Below are 18,838 nucleotides of genomic sequence, written 5' to 3'. Positions count from 1 at the left end.
TCACGTACCAGTTTTACTGATACACCTTCATAATTTTCTCGTAATACTCATCAATGGTATCGAAGCTGATGTCCTTACAGTTCGCACTGTACTCCGCACACAGCTTCTTATCGCCCCAGAGCTTCTCGATTTTCTTCTTCAAATCTTCAGCATTACCGCTCTCAAACAGCTCGCCGGTCTTACCGACCTGAATCAGTTCCGGGATACCGCCGATGTTCGCACCCAGAACCGGTGTGCCATACATCTGGGATTCCATCACGGAGAACGGGCAGTTCTCATACCACTCAGAAGGATAAATGGAGAACCGTGCCTCACGGATGAGCTTTTCCAGTGCCTCTCCTTTCTGGAAGCCAACGTTCTTAATATTCTTAATACCATTTACTGTCTCTTCCAGAGGACCAGTGCCGGCGAAGATGAACTGTACATCCGGCAGTTCCTTACAGACCTTGATCAGTGTGCCGATGCCTTTCTCCTCAGAGAAACGGCCAAAGTAGAGGACGTAATCCTTCTTCTCCGTCTCTTTCCACTCCACCTTGTCGATGAAGTTGTGCATTGCCACAGTCTTCGTTGCAAACAGAGGATTGCTGTCCATTTTGCGCTTCATGAACTCCGAGCAGCAGATCATGGTGTCAATGTACTTGTAGGTGCCCTTCCACTTCCAGAACTCGGCTTCCATCATGCCGATGGCAGATTTCGCCGTGGAACCGTGGATGCACTTACCTTTCATGCAGTTCACGAAATGGCCGCCGAGGCACTTCTCACAGTTCTGGTGAGTATTCGGATTGTTCAGCATGTGGTTCGGGCAGACCAGCTGGTAGTCATGTGCCGTGAAGATGATCTTACAATCTCTTCCGGTCTCCTTGCGCCACTTCACGATTTCCAAGATGATGGAAGGAGTCAGTTGGTAGTTAAAATTGTTCAAGTGACAGACATCCGGCTTGAAGTCGTCCAGAACTTTCCGCAGCTGCACTCTTGCTTCCTTGCTGTAGATGGTCTTGATCGGGTAGGTCAGCTTGCTCAGTTTGCTACCACCGTGGAAGTCCATATCAGATGTATAAGCATTGACCCGGTTGCCAACACAACGGCCTTCGTGCTCCATTCCGAAGTACTGAACCTCGTGTCCGTGCTGCTCCAGTGCCTCACCCAATTTAAATATGTACGTCTCTGATCCGCCGTTTCGGTGCAGAAATTTATTCAAAATCAACGTCCTCACGTTATATTTCTCCTTATTTTATGTTCTATTTCACTACCTCTGTTCAGATGAAGCACTTCCAATGTGTTGTTCATAAACCAGAGTGCTCCATACAAACGCAGGTAGTGATACTGAAAGTTCTTATGATAAAATCATCTGCTGTTGCTGAACCTAGGTAGTGAGATAAAAACTGCTCTCACAGCCTTACCCATCTGTCGAAAAGTGCCGTAAATACGCCATTTTTCCAGTGTCCTCACTATGTACATCTCACTACCTGCATTCGGTTAGAGGAGATTATTTATTATCAATACTCTCATCTATTGTTTTCTCCTGTACAGTTTCATCGTTTCCTTTACAACTTCATCCCAGTTATATTTTTTGCAGATAAAGTCAGCTGCCTGTGCCTTCATCTCCATAACTTTTTCTGGATGATCACAAGCATCTTGTAACTTTTCTCTAAGTTCATCCACATCCGATTTTTTGAAAATCAATGCCTTATCTTCCACAACCTCAGCGCACTCTGGAATATCAGAAACCAAACAGCAATTGCCATAACTCATAGCTTCCAGCAGACTCAAAGGCATTCCCTCCAGATCAGAAGGTAATGTGTAGATATACGCATTGCTATATAATTCATCAAGCATCTGCCCCTGAACAAATCCGGTAAAAATGATTCTATCATCATCCTTTGCCAGCTCTTTCAGTTCCACCATAAAAGAATCCGTATCGCTAGAGCCACCAGCAATAACCAATTTTTTATCTGTTTTGACATCCTCGAACGCTTCAACCAAATACCGGATACCTTTTTCCGGTACCAGTCGACCAAGAAATAATATGTAGGAATCTTTTGTCAGTCCAAATTTTTCTGTTATTAAACCAGCTTCTTGGGTTTCTGGTCTGTTCACACCATTCGGAATAAAATGTGTCTCCCTACCATAGGTATCTTTGAAATAATCCTGAACGCCTTTGCTCAAAACGATGATTTCATCTGCATACTTTACAGCATTCTTTTCACCCTGCCGGATGAATTTAGAGCCAAATCCTGACTTCCATTTTTCCCTCTGCCAGTCTATGCCGTGAATGGTAACCACAACTCTTTTCCCCAGAATCTTAGGTAGCCACGAGAAAAAGGCCGGTCCCTCTGCATGGATATGTACTACATCATATTTTCCGAAAGCACTGTACAAGGCTGCAAAGAAAGAGGAGCTCACCGCTGCAAGACCTTTTCTTTCAATGGTTGGGACAAATTTCTGTCGGATTCCATCATATTCAATTATATTGTCATACTCTGCACCACTCACATGATGACCAGATCTGTTGTAGCAGGTAACCTGACATCCATCTCTTGCCATTCTGGTGCATAGTTCTTTTACAACAATCTCTATCCCGCCCTCACGGGACAGTCGTTTTTGTCCGAATATGGACACTGCAAATCTATCTTTCATAGTGTTCTCCAACCAATATTGTCCCCTCTGCTCCTTTATATATATCTACACATCTGCTCTTCACAGATAGTATTTCTCTCTAATTCCCCGTATGTTCATCATACAATCATCCAAGTATTTTCTTCTGCTGTCGCACCCTATCGGCGCAGCAATCATATTTCCTTTGTTTTCTACTCCATAAAACATCCGTTGAGTAGACACGTCTCTACACTGCTATAACCGAAGTGTTGTTTTATGCAGTCGACACCCGTATAACCTGTTATGACATTTTTTCTAAACGCTCTTTCAAACATCATGCCCATTACTACTGCAATGTGAAACATTCCAGTAACAATAGGCACGAATCTTCTTTATTTTTTCAGCTCTAATCCAGCCACAAAACCATCCCAGCTTTACTCATCTGTCAATGATTTCATAACTTCGAATACCCCACCCGAAGGGCAGTTCTTGGCGACGCCTTCGCAGGGCCGTCTGGCGGTATTCAGCCTTTGGAGGGTCGTCGATGGCGACCTTCTTTCTACTGATTGCTCAGAATCTATATAAGGGCATTGCTGCCGCTTATGTCTTGATAAATCCGTTTTTGCGGAATGTTTCCCTGCTTCGGAGTCCTAAGTTTCGGGCTTCATTCAGGTAACGATTTAGCTGGTGTCCGTTTTTACAGATGAAGATTTTTCCGGAACGAGTTCCTTCTGCACCGCAGATGGAACATATTTTGCCGGTTCCTTCTGCGCGGAGTTCCAGAACCAGGATTCCTTCTGCCCAGGCCTTGTACATGAGATAAGTACGGATTCTGGTGCTCAGATGAAAGGGTGAGTAATTTCCACTCTGGTACATGGCCATCCTGGAAAAATCTTTTCCATATACAGGAAGCACTATCAGATCTGCTTTTTGTTCTTTACAAAAATCCACGATTTCACGGCTTGCTTTGTGAGCAAAATGCTCGTTCAAATGTTTCAGGTACAAATAATGTTTCTGATCTGCATGAGGAACATTATCGTTTTCTGTGAATTTCTGAGATTTCTCAAGCTTTTTCAGAACCTGTTCTGCTCGATAGCGGTATGTGTTTCCACCTCTGCAGGATTTTGCTGCCAGTTGCTTTCCCTGGACATCCTGTATGCTGCACATGGCAAAAATATCTGTATTTGTAAACTGCACACTACATATCCTGCTGCCTGTCTGTACGCGTTCTTTGGCTGTGCGTGCATCGGAATTTTCCTGTTTTACAGGAACATGAAGCATAAGGAGTTTTCCATTGTGACTGAGAGATGGTGACAGCACTGTGCCATTTACCGGAAAAGGACGCCCTTCCAATTGACTGGAAATCCATTTCCATTTCTTTCCATCCCAGAGTTTCAGCTTTATAGATGTATCAGAAATATCTCTGTACATTCCTTTGAAAAAAGTAAGAGAAGCATCGATCTTTTCCGGAAAAACGATTTCTTTTTTCTGGTTTTCTCCAACTACAGCTGCGGATTTCACAGCAATTCCAGCTTTATTCATCGCGGATCTGCGGAAGTATACAGGCAGCTTACCGTGAGGTGGTGTATAGAGGGGTACTCTTCCATCCCGGCCTGGTACTGTCAACAGTTCCAGTTCTCTCTGAATTGAAAGGAGGTTATCCTTCCAGATATCTTGTCTTGTCTGGAGTATTTTGTAATAAAAATCCACTGTTTCCTGGTACAGCTGCTCTGTTTTTGCAAGCATGTCCTGCTCCGGACAAAAGAGACGCATGCGCCATGTTTTAATACTGTATCCTGTTTTCATGACATCTCTTCCTTTGCTTTTTTTCTTGAAGCTCGCCAGCAAGAAAATAAATTTAATAACTTATCTAATATTATTTTTTTCGGTTGTCGCAATATATCCTCATAAGCGACAGGCATACGACTAACCTTGAATAAGGATATCACGCATCTTATACCTTGTCAAGACGAGCAAATGCCGCAAAATCTACCAAAAGTGTAACTTTTGAATCATATTTCTAAATAAATATTGTCAATAAACCAGTCAAATCTTAGAATTTCTATAAAAAACGATCCTTTGTTTATCGTGTTAGTAACATTAGTGGTCACTAAAAATGGTCAACTCTAATATTCAAAATTCCTTATAAAATAAGTCTGTAAAAGAATTTCCATTTTACTAATCGCAGTCTTTTAGTGGTCAGATTTTTAAATTCCAACATTCCCAAACAGCTAATTAAAAGCATTTTAAGAGATTTTGTCGCTTATGAGGATATTAAGCGACTTTTTTTATATAAATGTCCAAAAGCGTCTCAGACAAAATCCGAGACGCTTTTTATATTGCAAATTTATATTTTATTCTACTGTAACACTCTTGGCCAGATTTCGCGGCTTATCTACGTCCAGTCCTTTGGCTACACTTACGTAGTAACCGAGGAGCTGAAGCGGAATGACTGCAAGGGATGTGGCAAAGTGTGGATCTGTTTTTGGGATGTATACTGTGAAGTCTGCTGTGTCTTCGGTGTTATAATTGCCAAATGTTGTCAGACCCATAAGATATGCTCCACGGCTCTTGCATTCTACCATGTTGCTGATCGTTTTTTCATAGAGGTCTGGCTGAGTCAGCACACCGATCACAAGGGTTCCATCCTCAATCAGGGAAATGGTTCCATGTTTCAGTTCTCCTGCTGCATAGGCTTCAGAATGGATATAGCTGATTTCTTTCATCTTCAGGCTGCCTTCCAGACTGATCGCATAATCTATTCCTCTTCCTACAAAGAAAGCATCTTTTACATTGGCCTGTTTGGCTGCAAACCACTGGATTCGTTCTTTGTCCTCCAGAATCTTGTGAATCTTATCCGGGAGTGTCTGAAGTTCGGTGATATAATTATCATATGCTTCTTCTGTGATAGTTCCGCGTACTTTTGCAAACTGAATCGCCAGTGCATAAGAGGCAATCAGCTGTGTACTGTATGCTTTGGTTGTTGCCACGGAAATCTCCGGTCCTGCCAGTGTATAGAACACATTATCTGCTTCACGGGCAATGGATGAGCCTACTACATTGACAATTCCCAGTGTGAGGATGCCTTTTTCCTTACATTTACGAAGTGCTGCAAGGCTATCTGCTGTCTCACCGGACTGACTGACGATCACTGCAAGACTGTTGGTGTTGAGAGCCATTTTGCGGTAGCGGAATTCAGATGCAAGCTCGACTCTTACCGGGATCTGGGCAAGGTCTTCCAATACATACTGAGCAGCCATTCCTACATGGTAAGCAGAACCGCAGGCAATGATGTATATCTGCTGGATCTTCTGAATGGTTTCTTCCCCCATGCCAACTTCTGTCAGATCGATCTTTCCATCTTTAAGTACGGAGTTCAGAGTATCCATTACTGCTTTCGGCTGTTCGTGGATCTCTTTCATCATGAAATGCTCATATCCCGCTTTCTCTGCTGCTTCTGCATCCCATTCGATGGTCTTCAGTTCTTTCTCGATCTCATCTCCATCCAGATTGTAGAATGTGATCTCGCCTTTTTTCACCCGCGCCATCTCCAGATTGCCGATATAATATACATTTCGGGTATATTTCAGAATCGCCGGTACATCAGATGCTACAAATGCCTCTCCATCTGCAACACCAAGAATCATAGGACTGTCTTTTCTGGCAACATAAATCTCTCCCGGATAATCCTTGAACATAATAGCAAGTGCGTAGGAACCGCGGATGCGAACCATTGAATGTGTAATAGCATCCACCGGTGTCCCTTCATATTTCTTATAATAGTAATCGATCAGTTTGACTGCTACTTCTGTGTCTGTTTCGGAATAGAAGGTATAACCTTTGTGTGTAAGTTTGTTTTTCAGTTCCTGATAATTCTCAATGATTCCATTGTGTACTGCTACAACGTTTCCATCGTCTGTCATATGAGGATGTGCATTGTTCTCAGATGGCTCACCATGAGTCGCCCATCTGGTATGACCAATTCCGCAGGTTCCTAATACGGATTCTCCGTTGTTTGTTTTTTCAGCGAGAACTTTTAATCTTCCTTTGGCTTTCAGCACTTCTGTTTCGCCATCGCCGTTTCGTACTGCGATTCCTGCTGAATCATATCCTCTGTATTCCAGTTTTGAAAGTCCATCTAAAAGGATCGGAGCAGCCTGGTGCTTACCTGTAAATCCTACAATTCCACACATATTGATTCTGTCCTTTCTTTCTATAAAAAAGTATTCTTCACAAAAATCCGGACTGCTACATTATATGCAACAGCCCGGTCGTAAGTTTTTGTTATTGCATGATAACCGTGTATAGTATAGCACGGGTTAGTTATGATTGGCAATATTGTTTTTAGGTGCAGCTATCTCTTCTAATCATTGTTTTCTATTTCATTATATGGAAGATTTACACCTGTTAGAAATATAGGTGGAATATGTTCTGGTATTTTCAGATCCTTTATATAATTTTTACCACCATTACTGTAGTCTCTTAGTATGTCATCTATCATTTGTTGTATTGTATGATCAACATTGAAATCATCTCTTATTTTTTTTAATATACCCAAAATCCACATGAGAATTTCATCGTTTCCTCCAGGCAATATTGGTACACCTATTCTCCAATTCAGAATTTCATCCTTAAAAGAGTCTATTGAACAGGTGGAAATTGTTTCCTGTGGGATAAATCCCCTCTGACAAGAAGGAACTGGTTGATTATTCAGACCTTGCGGACATTGAAATCCAAAGCTATAGTCTCTTGTCTTAGGAAGTTTTTGCTTATTTTTAATTATTTTATTTATACCTTTATATATATCACGATTTTTATACTTCAATAATTCAGGAATCACATATAACAGATCAATTTCGTTTTTGCAATTGTCTCTATAAAATATTCCATATGATGCTATACTCTTAAACCGAGTTTGAAAATTAAGTATATTAAACGGAATACCATGATTACTCCATACCAAAGTTGGTTTAAAATTCAACAGTTCCCATTGATACAGATTCAGATACAGATCCAGAAAATTTCTATACGGTATCGATTTGTATTTCGCCTGCATAATGCTCATTCTTAATAGTTTTACCTTAGCATCATATGTAAGAATGATCAGATCTCCCAATTCTACTTTTTTTATTATCGGTTTAGAACCAGAAAGCATTGCAAACCTTTTCGGATCCAATTGATATTTTACATACATCTTTGCATGTGCCTCTTTCACAAAAACACTATGACTTGTTTGAGTATTTAATGCCCCTGCCATCTGCCTGAACAAAAAGACTTCATTTACTTTCTGATTTGTATTTTTTGCTGCATTATTAATATACTTTTTCAAACACGTTCCCCCTTCATTTATTCTGTACTTTTGCAGCTTTTCTGTTGTTTTTTAAGCCTATTTTAATTTTTGTTTTTTCCATTACAATCTTCTTCATCTTCATCAAACTTTTTTCTCAGATAACTCATAATAAGTCCCATTTGCAACGTTTGATAATTTTCTTTAATCATCCCGGCCATTGATTCACATAGTTCTTCTTTCAATCCCGTTTCATATGCTAAATCTTTTTTTATTATGTCAATAGTATATCGACTACGAATATAAAAATCCACTAATCCAGTGGATCTCACATGACTAAAGTCGCATGCTCCTCGGTCGCTTTAGGCGACAAGGCTAAATATCGACGGATACGCCTGTAACTTAGGATATGCGCAGTCATGCGCTTTAGACAACAATTAATTCCATAGTATTTCTTCATTTTTATTTTTTACAGAGATTTCGCTTTTAACTTCTAGACTCATTTTGTTATTCCAGAAATTCAATTTAGGTTTCATTTATTTTCGTCTTTTCCGCTATATCAACCTATAAAAGCTTTAGAACAACTGTATCTCCAAGGCTTTTTCTTTCTTAATTTATTTTCTCCATTTATACTTTTGTATCATAATCATACAATTTTGAAATAATCATATATCTATGCTTTTGAAGATTTGAAAGTTCTGTTTCTATACCTTTGTCAGCAAATTTTGCATTATTCCCAGCAGCCAAATAACAACTTTCTATTCCTTGTGTAATACCATCTTCTAATCGTTCTACTTCTTCTTTTAATTGTTTAAAAAGAGCTATATCAAATAATTTCGCATAACTCACAACACCATTTCTCAGTATATATATTTGGTGCTGTATTTTACCTATTATTTCTTTTATTTTCTTTTCATTTTCAGGTGTACACCCATTTATAAATTCTTCTGATGATCGTAAAAGTTGTTCCATTGCATCGAAACATTCCCCTGTAAGATCCAAACCACGACTTAGCAAAGTTTGTCTATACCAAAATTCTTTTTTTTCATTGTTAATACTCTTTTTGCCAGTTCTTCTTTCAAAAATAAAAATTCCACCAACAAAAATAAGATTAACTATACTTGTAATTGCCTGAATAACTGCTGCCGTATTTTGTGTCACTATGCATCACCTCTCTTAAATATCCTTTAGAGATTCATAAATTCCTTCATCAATATTATGTTGCAATTCCTCAGACAAGGCAGCTCCATCATCAAATTTAAATATATATTTTTTTCGAAATCCATCTTCCTTCAAATTTATTATGCTACTTTCAAATAATCCACCAAAAAAAGAAGAATTTATTGACCATGTATCCTTAGGCACAATTACTTCAATTTTCTGTTCTTGCGAATCCAGTTCATTTAATTTTAATTTTTTTCTCGCATCAATTCCTTTATCGCGTCCAGAAAAAATTTTAGAGCCATTACTTCTAAAGTTTAACAAATTTATTTTTTCCACTACGTAATACCTCCTACCGTTTACTTTCCATAATTTGTGTCAAATATTCTCTGTCAAAATAAAATTTCAATGAAATTACTGTTCCGGGGAAAAATGTATTTATATACTTTACATACCTGCCATCCGGCGGTTGAAAAATATCATTTTTATCATTAAATGCTATTATTCTCCGTTGTTCATTTCCAAGTTCTTTATCCTCAACCATTTGAGATTTCAATTTATAAGTTCCATCAAAACAAATATGTGTATGCCCAGATGTAATCGACATCAAAGGAGTTTTATTTTCATTTGTCTGACCAATTAACTGGAAATTATTAATCAAACGAACGGTTCCTGTTCCCCTCCGCCGATTTCCTTCTACTTTATCATCTTTTAGCCGACTAATTCCTTCTTGAAGCGAAAACAGTGTATAGAGCATTTCTTCTGTCCAGTTTTTATTATAAAACTTCTCATGCTCTTTGGAAAGAAATTCAAGCTTCTCTCTTGTTTTCGATGAAGTCGTCTTTTCTTTCAATTGTTCATATATTGTATTTCCAAAGTCAAAAATGACAAGCTGAACTTCTCCATAGCTATCTACTTGGACGTTTTGCTGATAATGCCCCAATGCAAACCATGTCGTCTGTTCCCCACCGTGTATTTCACAGTTATCCAGCACCTCACCAAACAAAGTTCCAAGAATATTTTTTCCCTTCCCATTCAATGTATATCCCTGTGTATTCATACATTCAATTATATATTCTGCCAACTTGGTTGCTGTAATATCCGAAATCTGTGAATAATGATATCCACTGATCAGCTTGAATCGTTTAATATTATGCCAATTCATTAATATTCCTGCATCCATATTCAAATCCATATGTGCAGCCAAACCACTTGCCATAAATACATCCTTAACTTTTCCCTCTGCAGGAATTGTTCCACTAAATTCAATATTCTTTTTATTTTTTCTATGGTATTCTTTAATAGCCAGAACAATCACGTCCATAATTGTACTTGCAGCAATTTCCAGACAATAGCATTCACTGTGGTCAATATGTATTTCCTTTATATCTAATCTAGAACCATAATAATATAATTTTTGGAGAAAAGCAATTGTTCCCTCTGGATTTTCAGAAATTGAAAATATAGATGGAACTTTTAGAACTTTTTTATAACCCAATTTTTTTCCTATGATTTTTTCTTTTCCAAATCCTTTTTCCCTGAGAAAATAAAAAACTCTGTTAGGATATATTTCCGCACCCTTTAGTGCTTTCAAATTTCTTCTGCGTTTATTTTTTCTTCTTCTGAGTATAATCCCCTTTTGACATTTACGGTCAGAGGCTCTGCGAAGCTTCTTTTTCCATTTACTTATCATTTGCTTCCCCTTTTCCTCAGATTTTTCAATTAATATTTTGCAAAACCGGACTGTTAATATTGTTATTTTAAACAGTCCGGTCAAATCAATACTTTATTTAATTACTACTTATTTCTTACAGTATCGCTCTCACAACTCTCGGCTTGCATCCTGCCTTCTCGAGTGCTGCTACGATCTGGTTCTTGTGATCTGTTCCGAATGCTTCCATAGTGATCCGAAGTTCTACGGCTGCATTTCTGTTTGTGCTTACAAACTGGTTGTGATCCAGTTTGATAACGTTGCCCTGGTTCTCGGCGATGACACTGGCTACGCGTACGAGTTCGCCTGGCTTGTCCGGGATAAGGACGGAGACGGTGAAGATTCGGTCACGCTGGATGAGACCGTGCTGTACTACGGAGGACATGGTGATCACATCCATGTTTCCGCCGCTTAAGATGGAGACGATCTTCTTTTTCTTTACGTCCAGGTGGCGGAGTGCTGCTACAGTGAGAAGACCGGAATTTTCTACGATCATCTTGTGGTTCTCTACCATGTCGAGGAACGCTACGATCAGCTCATCATCGTCGATGGTGATAATATCGTCCAGATTCTCCTGGATGTATGGGAAAATATTTTTTCCCGGAGTCTGTACTGCAGTACCATCTGCGATGGTGTTTACATGAGGAAGTGTTACGACCTCGCCTTTCTCCAGGGATGCTTTCATACATGCTGCGCCTGCCGGCTCAACACCGATAACTTTAATGTGCGGGTTGAGGAGCTTTGCAAGGGTGGATACACCGGTTGCAAGTCCGCCGCCGCCGATTGGAACAAGGATGTAATCTACAAGAGGAAGCTCCTGTACGATTTCCATGGCGATAGTTCCCTGTCCGGTTGCTACTGCCGGATCATCGAACGGATGGATGAAAGTATAGCCTTTTTCCTCTGCAAGCTGCAGTGCGTGTGCGCAGGCTTCATCGTATACATCTCCGTGAAGGATAACTTCTGCTCCGTAGCTTTTGGTGCGCTCTACTTTGATCAGAGGTGTGGTAGTCGGCATAACGATGACTGCTTTTACTCCGTATTTATGTGCTGCATAGGCAACGCCCTGTGCATGGTTTCCTGCGGATGCTGTGATCAGTCCTTTGTTTCTCTCTTCATCAGAAAGTGTGCTGATCTTATAGTATGCGCCACGTACCTTGTAAGCACCTGTTCTCTGCATGTTCTCCGGTTTCAGGTAAACTTTATTGCCTGTCATGTCAGAAAAATAGCTGCTGTATATCAGCTTTGTTTCCTGTGTCACTTCTTTTACTTTTGCTGCCGCTTCTTCAAAGCTTTCTAATGTAAGCATCTGTATATTTAGCTCCTTTCTTCTACGTCAAAGAGGGCGTTTACAAATGCGTCTGCGTCGAATTTCTGCAGGTCATCGATACTCTCGCCTACTCCGATGTATTTTACTGGTATGTCAAGCTCAGACTGGATCGCTACTGCAATTCCGCCTTTCGCTGTACCATCAAGTTTGGTAAGAATGATTCCGGTTACGTTGGCTACCTCTGCAAACTGTCTTGCCTGGGAAAGTGCGTTCTGGCCTGTGGTTCCGTCAAGAACTACAAGCGTTTCCAGATACGCTTCCGGGTATTCTCGTTCCAGAATACGGTAAATTTTGCGGAGCTCTTCCATAAGATTCTTCTTATTGTGAAGTCTTCCTGCTGTATCGCAGATCAGAACGTCTGCATTTCTGGCTTTTGCCGCTGCCACTGCATCATAGACAACAGATGCCGGATCTGCGCCGTCCTGGCCGCCGATGATCTCAACCCCCGCACGGTTAGCCCACTGTGTCAGCTGCTCGCCTGCTGCTGCACGGAAAGTATCCGCTGCTCCGAGGATAACTTTCTTGCCCTGGTCTTTCAGCTTGCCGGCCAGTTTGCCTACAGATGTAGTCTTACCTACACCATTGACACCAATCACCAGGATCACGGATTTACGTTTCTCAAACTCATACTCTGTACTCTCCACCTGCATCTGTTTCTTTATGCTGTCGATCAGAAGCTGCTTGCACTGAGACGGCTCCTTAATGTGCTGCTCAGCTACCTGCTCCTTCAAATGCTCCAGAATGGAGGTGGTAGCATTAATACCGATATCTCCCATGATCAGGATTTCTTCCAGCTCTTCATAAAAATCATCATCAATGCTGGAAAAGCCGCTGAAAATGGAATCAAAACCGGCAACAATATTGTCTCGCGTTTTAGTAAGTCCGCTTACCAGACGTTTAAAAAATCCTTTTTTTTCTTCTGCCATACTGATTCATCCCTTCTGCTACTGGGTAAGCTGGTTCTCTACCAGGTCAACAGATACCAGCGTTGATACCCCTTTTTCCTGCATGGTAATTCCATAAAGCCTGTCTGCTGCATTCATGGTACCACGTCTATGTGTTATTATAATAAATTGTGTGTTTTTCGTCAACTTCTGTAAATATCCTGCAAAACGTCCTACATTGGAATCATCCAGGGCTGCCTCGATCTCATCCAGAAGGCAGAACGGTGAAGGCTTCAGATTCTGGATGGCAAAAAGAAGCGCGATAGCTGTGAGTGCTTTTTCACCACCTGAAAGCTGCATCATGTTCTGGAGCTTCTTGCCTGGAGGCTGGGAAATGATCCTGATGCCTGCTTCCAGAATATCTTCATCTTCTGCAAGCTCCAGTGTTCCTCGACCTCCGCCGAAAAGCTCCTTGAATGCCTTATCAAATTCCTTCTGGATCTCTCCGAATTTCTCACTGAACTGTTTACGCATTCCCTCATCAAGTTCCTGAATGATCTGCTCCAGGGTTTTCTCTGCTTCCAGAAGATCATTATACTGGCCGTTCAGGAAGGTGTGGCGTTCCAGAAGTTCCCTGTAATCCTCAATGGCATTGACATTAACGGAACCAAGAGCGCGGATCTCATCTTTTAATTTATGGATCTGCTGCTTCATCACATGGCGGTCGTTCATCTCTTCCTTACGGTATGTAAGAGCGTTGTTCGGAGTGATCTCATATTCTTCCCACATATATGTGATACGGGCCTCCCGGTTCTCTTCGATCTTCTCTGCCTGAGTTTTCAGACGGAAGCATTCTTTATCCAGAAGACTGATCTGGTTGGAAAGCTCATCCCGTTTTTCGAAAAATTCTTTATGGCTCTTTGTGCTTTCTTCCTTTTTCTGCTGCATTTTTGCGAGCTGTTTGTTCTCAGCTTCTTCTTTTGCGGCAAAACCTTCAATCTCTTTACGGACGTTTTCGATAGTCTTTCTCTTTTCAGCTGTTTCCTGGCTTCCTATTTCCAGAGAATCCAAGATCTCTTCTCTTTCCTGGGAAAGAACTTCGATTTCTTCTTTCAGTCGCCTTATATTCTCTTTGACAAAGCTTTCTTTCTGCTGGGCTGCAGATGAGTCCAGACGGATCTTTTCCAGTTTTTCCGATGCTTCAGCTTCGTCTTTCTTCCAGTCTTCCAGCTCTTTCTGGCGGGTCTCGATGAAAGTTTCCAGCTCTTCCTCATCTTTTTTGGAGTCTTCCAGTTCCTGGGTGATACGGGCGTTATCTGCCTGCATATCTTTTGTCTGGATGCGGATCTCTTCCTGTTCTCTCTCGATCCTGGCGTATCCGCCGCGGATCTCCTCCGCTTTTTTCTCCAGCTGTTCAATGTTCATTCTGGCTGTATTCTGCTGAATGGACTGTTCCCGCAGTTTCTGCTGCAGGGATGCAACGGTATCACGCATCTCATTACGCTTCGTTCGGTTCTCCACGAGGGATTGGCGGATGGCATTGTACTGTGCTGCCAGCTCTTTTACCTTTTTTTCAAGCTCTTCAATCTCACGACGACGGCCAAGAAGGTTGCTGTTGTTCTTAAACGCACCACCTGTCATAGAACCGCCTGGGCTTAGGGATTCACCTTCCAAAGTTACCATACGGATGCTGTGGCGGTATTTTCTGGCAATGGCAATGGCATGATCGATGTTATCCACTACAAGCACTCTGCCAAGAAGATATCCGATCAGTCCTGCGTATTCCCGGTCAGCTGTTACCAGACCACTTGCAAGACCAATGGCTCCGGGCTCGTTTAAGGCACCTCTCTGGTTAAAATCCCCTCTTGCAGAAATGCTGTTCAAAGGAAGGAAGGTTGCACGGCCATAACGGTTTTTCTTCAGGAATTCGATCATCTGCTTGGCTGTCTGCTCATTGTCTGTAACAATGTTCTGGATGCTGCCGCCAAGTGCTGTCTCAATGGCAATCTCGTAATTTTTCTCTACGTGGATGATATCTGCCACAACTCCGCGGATACCCGGCACTTGATCCTTCTGTTCCATGACACGACGGATACTGTTTCCGTAGCCATCGTAGCGTTCTGTGATATTTCGCAGAGATTCCAGCCTGGATGCTTCTCTGTGGTATGCAGTCTGTCCTGCTTCCAGCTGTGTGCTCTGCTGCTTCATGCTCTCCTGGATTTCGCGTATCTCCTTTGTGAGACGGCTGCCTTCCTGATTGGTTGCTGCAATGGCCTCTGTGATGGCATCGTACTCTGCTTTCGCCTCATTGATAGCTGACTGCTGTTCCTCTTCCTGGGTTTTCAAAGAAAGAATCCTCTGGCTGATCCCTGCCTTACGGATATCCAGCTGTTCCATCATTGCATCAAAACGCTGCGCCTTACCTTTTGTGTTGGCACGGGAATTCAGAATCTCGATGATCTCATTTTTTCCATCCTCAACAGCCTGAGTACATTCTTCGATATTGCTCTGGATATTTTCCAGTTTATCCTGCTCTTCTTTCAGCTTTTGGCTGGTCTCTTTAAGGCCGCTTTGTAAATCTGCCTTCTGCTCATCCAGTGCCTCTTTATCTGCTGTTTTTTTCTTCGTATCTTCCTGAATGGTGGAAAGACGGCTTCGGTAATGGCTGTCATTCTGCTCTCCTGCAAGGATCTGCTCATGGAGAACGTTTATCTCGCCTTCCAGCTGCTGCCTGCGGATAGCCCGGTCACGGCTGGCTTCCCTGAGAGCATCCATATGCTCATTAAGTTCTTCCAGGGATTTTTCCAGACGTTCATATTCATCCCTGGTGCGGCTGTGGGCATCCTGAGCTTCTTTTAACTGCCCCTCGGCAATCCTGGTCTTTTCTTCCAGTTCTTTAAGCAACTTGCCTGTATGTTCATATTCCAGAAGGAACATGTTTACATCCAGCTCTTTTAAGTTTTCTCTTTTTGCCAGATAGATCTTTGCTGTCTCAGACTGGCGTTCCAGTGGTTCCAGCTGTTTGGTAAGCTCGCTTAAGATATCTGTGACACGGACAAGATTCTGCTGCTCTTCTTCCAGCTTTTTCAGAGTTGTGTTCTTTCGCCTTTTGAACTTGACGATTCCTGCTGCCTCGTCAAAAAGCTCACGGCGTTCTTCAGGCTTTCCGCTCAGGATCTTATCGATCTGACCCTGACCGATGATAGAATAGCCCTCTTTTCCAATACCGGTATCGTAGAACATCTCGTTGATGTCCTTCAGCCTGCAGGAGCTTCCATTGATGCGGTACTCACTCTCCCCGGAGCGATAAAGCCTTCTGGTGACAGTCACTTCTTCAAAATCCACAGGAAGCTTGTGGTCACTGTTATCCAACGTAATTGCCACAGATGCGAAGCTTAAGGGTTTTCGGAGTTCTGTTCCGGAAAAAATAACATCCTGCATGTTTCCGCCACGGAGCTGTTTGGCACTCTGCTCTCCAAGAACCCAGCGGACTGCATCGCCAACATTGCTCTTTCCGCTTCCGTTAGGGCCTACAATACCGGTGATTCCATTATGAAATTCAAAATTGATCTTCTGTGCAAAGGACTTAAATCCCTGCACCTCTATATTTTTTAGATACATTGGCCACCTGCTGTTATTTTATCCTGCGAATTGCCTCAAGCGCAGCAGCCTGTTCTGCTGCTTTCTTGGTGTGACCGGTTCCTGTTCCCATGCTCTCACCATTGATCAGGGCTTCCACAGTAAAGCTCTTGCTGTGATCCGGTCCCTCTTCTTTGAGAAGGCGGTATTCTACCGGATGGTTGCCGCCCTCCTGCACCATCTCCTGAAGAACAGTCTTGCTGTCATAGAAAATTCTCTTGTCTTCCAGATCATTCAGGATGAATTTCATGACAAAGGCCTGCGCCGGTTCAAAACCGCCGTCCAGATACATGGCTCCTATCAGGGATTCCAGGGCATCAGACACGATGGAATCGCGGCCTCGGCCACCCATCATCTCCTCACCTCTTCCAAGAAGGATAAATTCCGGAAGACCGAACTCTCTTGCACAATAAGCAAGACTCTTCTCACAGACCATGCTGGCACGTTTCTTGGTAAGCTCACCTTCCTGGTTGCTGCGGAATTTTTTGTACAGGAAATCACTGCTGATCAGTTCCAGAACAGCATCACCCAAAAACTCCAGACGCTCGTTGCATCCAAGCTTTCCAAGGTGTTTTTCATTTGCGTAGGAGCTGTGCGTCATAGCCTGTTCCAGTAAAGATTTTGCAGTAAACTGATATCCGATGGTCTGTTCCAGTTTTTTTAAATTATTTTCCATTTTTATATCCCTTCGTTGCACGGCGAAGAGTCTCCACTGCATCACCGACGGTTACGATCTCCTCGGCCTCCTCCTGGTCGATCTGAATATCATATGTCTCCTCCAGATCAATAAGAATCTGAAAGAAATCCAGGGAGTCAACTCCCAGTTCATCTACAAAAGTAGTCTTCTCTGTGATGGTATCCACGTTTCTTTCCAGGGTTTTTCCGATTATAGTTTTCAGCATTTCCAGTTCCACGACTGTTCGCCTCCTTTTCTGTCTGTGTTATGGTTTCTGATCTATTTCTCTTTGGCTTCTGCCTGGGCTTTCTGCTCAGCTGCGATAAATTCCTCGATCTTTTCGTTGATCTTCTCTTCCTTAAACTGCTCGCACTGGAAAATCGCGTGACGGATTTCTACGCTCTTGGCACTTCCGTGACTTTTTACCACAAGACCTTTTAAGCCGAGAAGAGGGGCTCCGCCATACTCACTGGCATCAAAAGCCTTCAGTGTTTTCTTAAGAGCCGGTTTCACCATCAGAGCTCCCATCTTGCTTCGGAAATCAGACATCATGCCCTGTTTGATCATGGACATCATGGTAGCTCCCACGCCTTCGTACAGCTTGAGGATAACATTTCCGACAAAAGCCTCGCACACAACTACGTCTGCATAGCCTGCCGGGATATCCCTGGCCTCAATGCTTCCGATAAAATTAATGTCCCTGCATTCTTTTAACAAAGGAAACGTTGCTTTTACAAGGGCGTTGCCTTTTTCTTCCTCTGCACCGTTGTTGACGATCGCTACTCTTGGTTTCCTGATTCCTACTACATTCTCCATATAAATGGAACCCATCTGCGCAAACTGCACCAGATGGTTCGGTCTGGCATCTACGTTGGCTCCACAGTCAATAAGAAGGGAAACACCTTTGGCTGTAGGGATCAGCGGAGCAAGGGGTGGTCTCTGGATTCCTTTGATCCTGCCTACGATCACCTGGCCGCCTACCAGGACTGCACCTGTACTTCCTGAGGAAACAAATGCGTCTGCTTCCTGTTTTTTTACAAGGTTTAATCCTACTACAATCGAAGAATCTTTCTTTTTCTGGATTGCCATTACCGGAGGCTCTGCTGTTTCGATGACCTGAGATGCGTGTACCACACGGATCCTGTCCCCGGGATAATCTGAATATTTCTGAAGTTCTGCTCGGATCACATCTTCCTGTCCTGTAAGGATAACCTGGATGTTCTGTTTTTCTTTTACGGCTTCTACTGCTGCCTTTACCGGCTCCACAGGGGCATTGTCACCGCCCATTGCGTCTACTACGACTTTTACCATTTCTGCCATGTTTTTTTCCTTTCTCTGCCCGAAAACCATTTCGGACGTTTCGCGGTACACTGTAGTGAAAATCCTCAGACTTTGCAGTACAAGGATTTTCACTGCAGAGTACCTGTTTTTACGTACCATTTTCTATGATACTAAAATTTTGCCTGGGAAGTCAATATCTTTCCTGTATTTCACAGCGAATTCACTATCAGATTTTATGCTGATTTGTGCTAAATAAAGAGCAAAATGGAGAGCC

At 42.3% G+C, this 18,838-nt stretch carries 15 protein-coding genes; all 15 read right to left on the bottom strand.

Translation table 11 applies throughout. The annotated features are described in order from the left end of the window. Nucleotides 1–13 precede the first annotated feature (13 nt). A complete protein-coding gene (locus tag AC04Q4_RS02270) occupies nt 14–1,213 on the bottom strand; it encodes a glycosyltransferase (protein ID WP_476388397.1) in 1,200 nt (399 codons plus the stop codon). A gap of 296 nt (nt 1,214–1,509) precedes the next feature. Next, nucleotides 1,510–2,637, bottom strand: coding sequence for a glycosyltransferase (locus tag AC04Q4_RS02265; protein WP_476388396.1), 1,128 nt, complete (start codon nt 2,635–2,637; stop codon nt 1,510–1,512). Between the two features lie 558 nt (nt 2,638–3,195). Continuing rightward, the gene (locus tag AC04Q4_RS02260) at nt 3,196–4,401 is read right to left on the bottom strand and encodes a zinc ribbon domain-containing protein (RefSeq protein ID WP_476388395.1); all 1,206 of its coding nucleotides are present in this window, start codon (nt 4,399–4,401) and stop codon (nt 3,196–3,198) included. A 548-nt stretch (nt 4,402–4,949) separates the two neighbouring features. Continuing rightward, nucleotides 4,950–6,788, bottom strand: a complete 1,839-nt coding sequence (gene glmS, locus AC04Q4_RS02255; protein ID WP_173737071.1) for a glutamine--fructose-6-phosphate transaminase (isomerizing) — start codon at nt 6,786–6,788, stop codon at nt 4,950–4,952. A 170-nt stretch (nt 6,789–6,958) separates the two neighbouring features. Further along, the gene (locus AC04Q4_RS02250) at nt 6,959–7,924 is read right to left on the bottom strand and encodes a hypothetical protein (protein ID WP_476388394.1); all 966 of its coding nucleotides are present in this window, start codon (nt 7,922–7,924) and stop codon (nt 6,959–6,961) included. Nucleotides 7,925–7,986: 62 nt separating this feature from the next. Then, nucleotides 7,987–8,196, bottom strand: a complete 210-nt coding sequence (locus tag AC04Q4_RS02245) for a hypothetical protein (RefSeq protein WP_173737073.1) — start codon at nt 8,194–8,196, stop codon at nt 7,987–7,989. Between the two features lie 313 nt (nt 8,197–8,509). Continuing rightward, nucleotides 8,510–9,043 (bottom strand): hypothetical protein, encoded by a 534-nt coding sequence (locus AC04Q4_RS02240; protein WP_476388393.1) that lies wholly within the window; start codon nt 9,041–9,043, stop codon nt 8,510–8,512. A gap of 15 nt (nt 9,044–9,058) precedes the next feature. Further along, nucleotides 9,059–9,382: a hypothetical protein gene (locus AC04Q4_RS02235; protein ID WP_148447139.1), complete on the bottom strand. Its 324-nt coding sequence runs from the start codon at nt 9,380–9,382 to the stop codon at nt 9,059–9,061. 13 nt (nt 9,383–9,395) lie between these two features. After that, nucleotides 9,396–10,736: a hypothetical protein gene (locus AC04Q4_RS02230; protein WP_173755275.1), complete on the bottom strand. Its 1,341-nt coding sequence runs from the start codon at nt 10,734–10,736 to the stop codon at nt 9,396–9,398. A 115-nt stretch (nt 10,737–10,851) separates the two neighbouring features. After that, nucleotides 10,852–12,063, bottom strand: a complete 1,212-nt coding sequence (gene ilvA, locus AC04Q4_RS02225; protein WP_476388392.1) for a threonine ammonia-lyase — start codon at nt 12,061–12,063, stop codon at nt 10,852–10,854. A gap of 8 nt (nt 12,064–12,071) precedes the next feature. Continuing rightward, nucleotides 12,072–13,010: a signal recognition particle-docking protein FtsY gene (gene ftsY, locus AC04Q4_RS02220; protein WP_173755277.1), complete on the bottom strand. Its 939-nt coding sequence runs from the start codon at nt 13,008–13,010 to the stop codon at nt 12,072–12,074. 18 nt (nt 13,011–13,028) lie between these two features. Beyond that, nucleotides 13,029–16,589, bottom strand: a complete 3,561-nt coding sequence (gene smc / locus AC04Q4_RS02215) for a chromosome segregation protein SMC (protein WP_476388391.1) — start codon at nt 16,587–16,589, stop codon at nt 13,029–13,031. Nucleotides 16,590–16,602: 13 nt separating this feature from the next. After that, a complete protein-coding gene (gene rnc / locus AC04Q4_RS02210) occupies nt 16,603–17,283 on the bottom strand; it encodes a ribonuclease III (protein WP_195455110.1) in 681 nt (226 codons plus the stop codon). Next, complete coding sequence (locus tag AC04Q4_RS02205; RefSeq protein ID WP_330594698.1) at nt 17,273–17,521, bottom strand: acyl carrier protein; 249 nt, start codon at nt 17,519–17,521, stop codon at nt 17,273–17,275. The genes rnc and AC04Q4_RS02205 overlap by 11 nt, the downstream gene beginning before the upstream one ends. Before the next feature lie 41 nt (nt 17,522–17,562). Then, a complete protein-coding gene (plsX, locus tag AC04Q4_RS02200) occupies nt 17,563–18,603 on the bottom strand; it encodes a phosphate acyltransferase PlsX (RefSeq protein WP_173737080.1) in 1,041 nt (346 codons plus the stop codon). Nucleotides 18,604–18,838: the final 235 nt, after the last annotated feature.

The organism is Blautia sp. HA8986 (assembly GCF_056504635.1).
Note: the sequence above shows the minus strand (reverse complement) of the source record. Positions and strands in the feature narration are given on the sequence as shown.